Below are 8,833 nucleotides of genomic sequence, written 5' to 3' on the forward strand. Positions count from 1 at the left end.
GAAGAAAAGTAGAATTGATTTCATTAAATTTATTTATTATAAAGTTAGTAAATAAATAGTTTAAAAATAAAGATTTAACAATTGATAAACCTTTTTATTGCATTTACTTTCAAAAAAAAATCGCAATTTTGTGCATCTATAATTCAAAAATATGCCAACTATATCTAACAAAGGCAAACAAATGCCTGAATCACCAATACGTAAATTGGTCCCATTCTCTGAAATTGCAAAAAAGAAAGGTCATAAAGTATACCACCTAAACATTGGACAACCGGACATAAAAACTCCTGAAGTTGCAATGCAAGCTGTAAAAAATATTGACTTAACCATCTTAGAATACAGTCATTCTGCTGGAAATGAATCGTATCGTAAAAAATTATCGAATTATTACACCCAACAAGGTATTGATGTATCTACAGAAAATATTATAATTACCACTGGAGGTTCTGAAGCATTACTTTTTGCAATGGGAAGCACCATGGATCAAGGGGATGAAATTATTATTCCAGAACCTTTTTATGCAAACTACAATGGTTTTTCAACTGCTTCAGGTGTTTCCGTTGTTCCAGCAATATCAACTATCGAAAATGGTTTTGCATTACCTGCAGTTGCCGATTTTGAAAAATTAATTACACCAAAGACCAAAGCAATCTTAATTTGTAATCCTGGAAATCCAACAGGCTATTTATACTCAAAAGAAGAAATTCTGCAATTGGCAGAACTTGTAAAAAAGCATGATTTATTTTTAATCTCAGATGAAGTGTACCGTGAGTTTACTTATGATGGTGATATACATTATTCTGTAATGAGTATTCCTGGACTTGAGGAGCACGCTATTATGATTGATTCTGTATCAAAACGTTACAGCATGTGTGGCGCAAGAATAGGCTGTATCACATCAAAAAATAAAGAAGTGATGGCAGCGGCTATGAAATTTGCACAAGCACGTTTGAGTCCACCTACCATAGAACAAATTGCTAGCGAAGCAGCTTTAGATACACCTCAATCTTATTTTGACGAAGTTATATCAGAATATAGAGAAAGACGTGATACCTTAATTGAAGAGTTAAACAAAATTGATGGTGTTGTTATCAGTAAGCCAAAAGGTGCTTTTTACTGTATCGCACAATTACCAATAGATAACGCTGATGCTTTTGCACAATGGTTACTAGAAAGTTTTGACTTGAATGGTGAAACTGTTATGGTAGCACCAGCTGCAGGCTTTTACTCTTCTCCAGGAATGGGACTAAATCAAGTTAGAATTGCGTATGTCTTAAAGAAAGAAGATTTAATTAAAGCTGTTGCCATTTTAAAAGCTGCAATTCCAGCTTACAACGCGTTATAAAAACAATTTTTATCCATAAAAAGAAAGGCAAATCTACTGTAGTTTTGCCTTTCTTTTTTTTAGAATAAAACGGTAAAAAACAACATGCAAAGCCATAAAGTACTCTTAAATAGTAAGCGCCATTGAAAAACTTTGTTATTTATTATTATCTTTACCGCTTGAATAAATATACCCACTATAATAGTTTCTTTTAATGATAAAAAACGAAGAATTTCAAGACGAAATAGGTGACAATCACGTGAGTTTGTCCGCAAATAATCCAATTAGAAAAGATGCATTTGACATCTCTGATGATGATAAAATTGAAAAAATAAAAAAAGATGTTGAAAACATTCTACTAACACTAGGAATGGATTTAACAGATGATAGTCTTAAAGGAACCCCAAATAGAGTAGCAAAAATGTTTGTTAAAGAAATTTTTGGTGGATTAAATCCTAATAGAAAACCAAAAGCATCAACGTTTGACAACAATTACAAATATGGAGAAATGCTGGTGGAGAAGAATATTATCGTGTATTCTACTTGTGAACATCATTTATTGCCTATAATAGGTAGAGCTCATGTAGCGTATATTTCAAACGGAACTGTTATTGGTTTATCCAAAATGAATCGTATCGTAGAATATTATGCTAAAAGACCTCAAGTTCAAGAGCGTTTAACCATGCAAATTGTTCAAGAATTACAAATAGCTCTTGGGACTGAAGATGTAGCTTGTGTGATAGATGCAAAACACTTATGCGTTAACTCAAGAGGAATAAGCGATATTGAAAGCAGCACCGTAACATCTGAGTTTGGTGGGAAATTCAAAGATACTGTAACAAGAAGAGAGTTTTTAGATTACATTAAATTAGAAACAAAGTTCTAGTCTAAATCTCCTATTATCAAAAAAATTCGAAAAGTTGATCTTTTCAAATAGAAAAAGATAAAAAAACACAATAACACATTCACAACTCAACTCCCCTTTTTATAGGGGATTTGTTGAGTAAAAAATACAGCCAAAATGCCATTATACAGTAACCAAAAACTCAGAATTTACAATTCATTATCTGGAGAAAAGGAACTTTTTGAACCTATAATTGAGGGAAATGTAGGCATGTACGTTTGTGGTCCTACAGTTTATAGCAATGTTCATTTAGGAAACGTTCGCACATTCATGTCTTTTGATATGATTTTTAGGTATTTTTTACATCTTGATTATAAAGTGCGCTACGTACGTAACATTACTGATGTTGGACATATTGTAGACGATGTAGATGAAGGAGAAGATAAAATTGCAAAAAAAGCGCGTTTAGAACAACTAGAACCTATGGAGGTTGTACAACGTTATACCGTAGATTTTCATGACATTTTAAGTGCTTTCAATTTTTTACCTCCAAGTATTGAACCTACTGCAACAGGGCATATCATTGAACAAATTGAAATTGTAAAAAAAATTATTGCATCAGGAATAGGATATGAAGCAAATGGATCTGTTTATTTTGATGTTGTTAAATTTAACGAAACCAATCATTACGGAAAATTAAGCGGTCGAAACATTGAAGACATGCTTGCCAATACACGTGATCTTGATGGACAAAGCGATAAAAGGAATCCTCAAGATTTTGCACTTTGGAAAAAAGCAGAAACGCTACATATCATGCGCTGGCCTTCACCATGGTCCGATGGCTTCCCAGGATGGCATTTAGAGTGTACCGCCATGAGCACTAAGTATTTAGGAAATCATTTTGACATTCACGGCGGAGGGATGGATTTAAAATTTCCGCATCACGAATGTGAAATCGCACAAAATGAGGCTTGCACAGGACAAACTCCTGTGAACTATTGGATGCATGCAAATATGCTAACTCTAAATGGTAAAAAAATGGCCAAATCTACCGGTAATAATATTTTACCACGAGAGATTTTGACTGGTCAAAACACCATCTTAAGTAAGGCATTCTCAGCATCTGTGGCACGTTTTTTTATGCTACAAGCACATTACAGAAGTATTCTTGATTTCTCTGATGATGCAATTGTAGCAGCCGAAAAAGGGTTTAAAAGACTTATGGAAGCTATGAATTCATTATCTGAAATTCCTGTTTCAAATGCAAGTACGCTAGACATTACTTCCTGGAGACAATCATGCTACGATGCAATGAACGATGATTTTAATACACCTATATTAATTGCTCAACTATTTGAAGGTGTTCGCTTCATAAATCTTTTAAAAGACAATAAAGAAACGCTACATCAAGAGGATTTACAGATTTTCACAGTAACAATGCAGGGTTTTGTATTTGATGTTTTAGGATTAGAAGATGAAAAACTTTCGGACACCACAAATAATAAATTAGAAGGTACAGTAAACATGCTTATTGAAATGAGAAAACAAGCAAGAGAGAATAAAAACTTTGCTTTGTCTGATCAAATTAGAGATCAATTAATTGCACTTGGAATTCAATTAAAAGATGGTAAAGAGGGAACTACGTTCAGCATTAACTAGTTTATAAATGACAAGCAGAAAATATGATCAAAAAAGTTTCAATTTTTCCGTTTGTGTTTTTGGTACGATTTTATCAAGTCGCAATTTCTCCATTTACACCTGCAGCATGTCGTTTTGAACCTACGTGTTCACATTATATGATTGAATCTTTGCAAGTACATGGTTTATTTTACGGAACTTTTCTTGGTGTAAAACGTATTTTGAGCTGTCATCCTTGGGGAAAAACGGGATATGATCCAGTACCCAAAAAAACAACAAAGAGTTAATACCTTCTCTTATAATAATCACTATTTTTACTATTCAAAAATTAAAAAACACACATGACACACGCATTAAACTTAGTTTGGAACCCATCAGAAGGAATTGATTTAGGTTTTTTCATGATTAGATTTTACAGTTTAATGTTTGTTGTAGCCTTTGGTTTAGGCTGGTATATCATGAAACACATTTTTGATAGAGAAGGAGAATCTATTGAAAAACTAGATTCTTTGTTCATTTGGACTGTCCTTGCTACCCTAGCAGGAGCACGTTTGGGCCATGTCTTTTTTTACGATTGGGAATATTATCGCAACCATTTAGCAGAAATTTTATTACCAATTAAAGAAAACCCAAACGAATCACTATTTAATATTATTCAAGGATGGGAATTTACAGGATTTCAAGGATTGGCTAGTCATGGCGCTGCAATTTCCATTATCATTGCTATGTATTTTTACAGCAAAAATATTTTAAAAAGACCTCAATTATGGATATTAGACCGCGTTGTAATTCCGGTTGCTAGTGGCGCTATTTTTGTACGTTTAGGAAACTTTTTTAACTCCGAAATTATTGGAAACGTTACTAATTCACCTTTTGGAATCAAGTTTTTAAGAGATCATTTTAGCCCGCAAGATGCTGTTAATGCAACACAAATCTCAAATCCAAAAGATGCCTATTATGCTATTGCTAATGATCCAAAATTTGCAACACTATTAGAACAAGTACCGGTTAAACACCCTACTCAGTTATATGAAGCTTTTGCCTATATCTTTGTATTTGTTGCATTATTTTTCTTGTATTGGAAAACTGAAAAAAGAAATTATAGTGGCTATATCTTCGGGATGTTCTTAGTGCTTTTATTTACTGTTCGATTCATCGTTGAATCTGTTAAAGAAAGCCAGGGAGGATTTGAAAATGCACTCGGATTATTTTCAACAGGCCAATGGCTTAGTATACCCTTTGTATTAATTGGATTGTATTTTGTTATCAGAGCCAAAAAAAATTAGACAAACATTTTTCATATACAAAAAGCGTTAATTCAATATAGATTTAACGCTTTTTTTTGGAGTATAAAGAATTCCAAATTCAATGTTTTTAGTATTGAAACCCGCATTACTATTTTGCAAACCTGCATTAGAAGTATGTCTAAAATTAGGTCTTATATCCAGTATAAACTGGCCCACTTTATAATTAAAACCTAAAGCTAAAACATCTGCAAATGCAAAACCTTTTGATAATCGCTCTGTTGCTGTATCAATATACATAGGACCTACACTTCCTAAAACATATATACTTGACTTTTTTGATAAAGAATAGCGCATTAATAGCCCAATATTCAATATGTATTCATTACACGTTTTTAGCTTTGTGTACCGCTCCCTTTTTTCAATATAATTTTCCTCTTCAGGCTTAACAAAGTAAAGATTTAAAAGCTGATGTGCGCCACTATTATACTCAGGTTGCAAAACCAAATCATAGCTAAATCTGTTGGTCGATTTAACAGTTTTCATAAAGTGAAACTTAAAATATTGATTTGAATACGTGTAGTTTCTATTTCTAAACTCACTACCAAAACCTACGGAAAAACCAAACTTTATATCGTTCGGAGTTTGTTGCGCATTGCATGTAAAAGACAAAGCATACGCACAAAAAAGGAAACCAGTAATCTTGTTATACATCATATAAAACAATTCATCATTAAATTACAATTTAAACAAAAAAAATAGGTTCAACTTACGTCAAACCTATTTTTATTACGTGCATACAAACTTTAATTATTCTGCAGCATGTTCTTTTTCAATTGTGCTTTTATCCTCTTTAGTAAAAGTATCTACTACAACAGGAGTAGCAATAAATAAAGATGAATATGTACCCACAATAATACCTACTAACATAGCAAAGATAAATCCTCTGATTGACTCACCTCCAAAAAGGAACATGGTCAATAATACAATAATCATTGTCAAAGAGGTATTTAAAGTTCTAGATAAAGTTGTGTTAATAGATGCATTTACTATGCTTTCAAAACTTCCTTTTCTTTTTCCTAAAATAAATTCTCTAATTCTATCAAATACAATTACAGTATCGTTCATAGAATATCCAATTACAGTAAGAATAGCAGCTATAAAGTGTTGGTCCATTTCCATGTGGAAAGGCATAAATTTATAACATAAAGAGTAAATTCCTAATACAAAGATAACGTCATGTGCAACGGCTGCAATAGCTCCTAATGAATACTGCCACTTACGGAACGAAATCATAAGGTATAAAAAGATTACTGCAAGAGCACCTAAAACAGCCCAGTAAGAGTTTGTTTTGATGTCCTCAGAAATAGAAGCACCAACTTTTGAAGCTTGTAATACTCCTACTTTTTTACCGTCAAAAGTGTTTGTAAATTTATCATAAGATGTATTTGGAAAATACTTAGCCAAAGCGTTGTATAATTTTTCATTCACCTCTTTGTCTACTGCAATACCATCCTCTTTGATTTTGTATTTAGTGGTAATTTTCAATTGGTCATCATCACCTAAAACTTTTGCTTCTACTGGTGTACCAAATGCTGTAGATAATTCTTCTGAAACTACAGAAGCATCTATTGGTTTTTCAAATTTAACTTGGAAAGTTCTACCTCCCACAAAATCGACACCTTGATCTAAACCATTAACAAAGAAAATAGAAATCAAACTTACAATTACAACAACTGAAGAGAAGATGTAAGTAAACTTTTTGATTTTGATAAAGTCATAGTTAAAGTTTGTAAACCAGTTTTTGGTCAAATTAGTACAGAAAGTTAAATCTGCCTTACCTGCAATATTTCTATCAATAAAGATTCTTGCTATGAAAATTGATGTAAATAATGATGTTGCTATACCAATAAGTAATGTTAATGCAAAACCTTTAATTGGACCTGTTCCAAAAATAAACAAGATTGCTCCAGTTAAAACGTGTGTAACGTTAGCATCAATTATTGAACGCATAGCACCATGCCATCCGTAAGCTGAAACTACTGCATCAGATAATGTTTTACCGTCGCGCAACTCCTCTTTTGCTCTTTCATATATAATAATGTTTGCATCTACCGCTGTTCCTAATGTCAATACAATACCTGCAATACCTGGCAATGTTAATACAAAACCAAAACTTGCCATAATACCAAACAAAAACAACAAGTTTAATAGCAAGGCTAAATTAGCATACCAACCCGCTTTTCCGTAATAAAATACCATCCAGAAACAAACTAGTAAAAAACCAATGATTGATGAAATCAATCCAGCATCAATAGAAGCCTGACCTAATGAAGGACCTACAACAGTTGACTGAATAATATCTGCCGAAGCTGGTAATTTACCCGCATTAAGCACGTTAGCTAAATCTTTAGTTTCAGTTACGTCAAATGCACCTGAGATTTCAGATCTTCCACCTGAAATAGGTCCGCTTGATACACCTGGAGCTGAATACACTACATTATCTAAAACAATGGCAATATTACTTTTTTGTGTAAAGGCTCTTCCAGTCAATTCTTCCCAACCTTTTGCGCCTTGTGAATTCATCTGCATAGAAACAGCAGGCTTACCTAACTGATCAAATGTATCTTTAGCATCAGTAACAACAGCACCTAACATGGCTGGATTATTATCTCTGTTCCCACGTAAAGCATATAATTCTACTACTTCAATTTGCTTTTGCTTATCATCAGTAATATTAAGTGGTTTACCCCAAACAAATTTAGCGTAAGTTAATGCTGCAGGTAATAAGATTTTTATGTCTTGTCTCTTGAAATATGCGTTAATTGTAGCAGTATCTTTAGGAGAAAACAAACCTAAAACTGGTCCGCCTCCTTGACTCACTATTTTATCAAACAAAGGATTTTGTCCTTTTTTTGCAGCTGTAGAATCTTTTGTATCAGTTAATAATGCGCTTAACGAGTCTTTAACAACTGGTTTCACAACATTTGTTTTGATTTCAGTTTTTTTCAATGCTTCATTAGCAGCCATTAAGAAATTTCCAACTTCTTCAATTTTGTACGTTTCCCAAAATTCAAGTTGTGCTTTACCTCCTAATAATTTTTTAATTCTATCAACATCCTTAGCACCAGGAAGTTCAACAAGAATTCTTCCTGTTTCTCCTAATTTTTGAATGTTAGGTTGTGTTACTCCAAACTTATCAATACGCTCTCTTAGTACTTTAAAAGCACTTTCAATAGATTCGTCTACTTTTCTTTTGATTACTTTTTGCACTTCAGCGTCAGTCATCTGAAAACTAACACCACCTTCACCTTGTAATGATCTGTTTGCAAAAATATCTGGAGAAGCAAGTTTTATAGTTCCTTTTGAATTAGCATCAAAAGCTTCGTAAAATTTATCCAAATACGTTTTATTTCCTTCAAAATTTGCCGAAGCATCAGCTAACGACTTATTAAAAACTGGATTTTTAGAATTGTTTGATAAACCTTTCAAAACATCTTTGATAGAAATTTGAAGAATTACGTTTATTCCACCTTCTAAGTCAAGACCCTTATTAATTTGTTTGTTTTTTACTTCATCGTAAGTAAAATCAGTAAATCCAAGGTTTAATATTTTTTCTTTACCAATAGAATCTAAGTATTTCAGTTCTTTATCAGGATTACCTCCTGCAAAAACTTTAGCATCACTCTTGATGTTATTGGCCACAAAAGTGAAAGAAAGTTGGTAAATACTTACCAATGCAAATAGAATTGCGAAAAATTTAATAAGTCCTTTATTCTGCAT

General features: G+C 32.7%; 7 protein-coding genes. 5 read left to right on the forward strand and 2 right to left on the reverse strand.

What is annotated here, in order from left to right; genetic code table 11:
• Positions 1-151 precede the first annotated feature (151 nt).
• The 5 genes from FPG59_RS10795 (at position 152) to lgt (ending at position 5,092) form a co-directional block, all read left to right on the forward strand.
• Complete coding sequence (locus tag FPG59_RS10795; RefSeq protein WP_086454613.1) at positions 152-1,345, forward strand: pyridoxal phosphate-dependent aminotransferase; 1,194 nt, start codon at positions 152-154, stop codon at positions 1,343-1,345.
• 193 nt (positions 1,346-1,538) lie between these two features.
• Positions 1,539-2,210, forward strand: coding sequence for a GTP cyclohydrolase I FolE (gene folE, locus FPG59_RS10800; protein ID WP_086454614.1), 672 nt, complete (start codon positions 1,539-1,541; stop codon positions 2,208-2,210).
• A 135-nt stretch (positions 2,211-2,345) separates the two neighbouring features.
• The gene (gene cysS / locus FPG59_RS10805; RefSeq protein ID WP_086454615.1) at positions 2,346-3,827 is read left to right on the forward strand and encodes a cysteine--tRNA ligase; all 1,482 of its coding nucleotides are present in this window, start codon (positions 2,346-2,348) and stop codon (positions 3,825-3,827) included.
• 23 nt (positions 3,828-3,850) lie between these two features.
• Positions 3,851-4,093: a membrane protein insertion efficiency factor YidD gene (yidD, locus tag FPG59_RS10810; RefSeq protein ID WP_086454616.1), complete on the forward strand. Its 243-nt coding sequence runs from the start codon at positions 3,851-3,853 to the stop codon at positions 4,091-4,093.
• A gap of 54 nt (positions 4,094-4,147) precedes the next feature.
• Complete coding sequence (lgt, locus tag FPG59_RS10815) at positions 4,148-5,092, forward strand: prolipoprotein diacylglyceryl transferase (RefSeq protein ID WP_086454617.1); 945 nt, start codon at positions 4,148-4,150, stop codon at positions 5,090-5,092.
• A gap of 27 nt (positions 5,093-5,119) precedes the next feature.
• Here the strand turns inward: lgt and FPG59_RS10820 are convergent, their stop codons facing one another.
• Positions 5,120-5,767, reverse strand: a complete 648-nt coding sequence (locus FPG59_RS10820; protein WP_086454618.1) for an acyloxyacyl hydrolase — start codon at positions 5,765-5,767, stop codon at positions 5,120-5,122.
• A gap of 93 nt (positions 5,768-5,860) precedes the next feature.
• Positions 5,861-8,833, reverse strand: a 2,973-nt coding sequence (gene secDF / locus FPG59_RS10825; RefSeq protein WP_086454619.1) for a protein translocase subunit SecDF, incomplete at its 5' end; no start/stop codon positions are given.

Source organism: Flavobacterium sp. FPG59 (assembly GCF_002150205.1).
Lineage (GTDB): Bacteria > Bacteroidota > Bacteroidia > Flavobacteriales > Flavobacteriaceae > Flavobacterium.

Bases quoted from the DNA above. Each gene is read 5' to 3' on its own strand.
- FPG59_RS10795 (WP_086454613.1), top strand. From the start codon at position 152: ATGCCAACTATATCTAACAAAGGCAAACAAATGCCTGAATCACCAATA.
- folE (WP_086454614.1), top strand. From the start codon at position 1,539: ATGATAAAAAACGAAGAATTTCAAGACGAAATAGGTGACAATCACGTG.
- cysS (WP_086454615.1), top strand. From the start codon at position 2,346: ATGCCATTATACAGTAACCAAAAACTCAGAATTTACAATTCATTATCT.
- yidD (WP_086454616.1), top strand. From the start codon at position 3,851: ATGATCAAAAAAGTTTCAATTTTTCCGTTTGTGTTTTTGGTACGATTT.
- lgt (WP_086454617.1), top strand. From the start codon at position 4,148: ATGACACACGCATTAAACTTAGTTTGGAACCCATCAGAAGGAATTGAT.
- FPG59_RS10820 (WP_086454618.1), bottom strand. From the start codon at position 5,767: ATGATGTATAACAAGATTACTGGTTTCCTTTTTTGTGCGTATGCTTTG.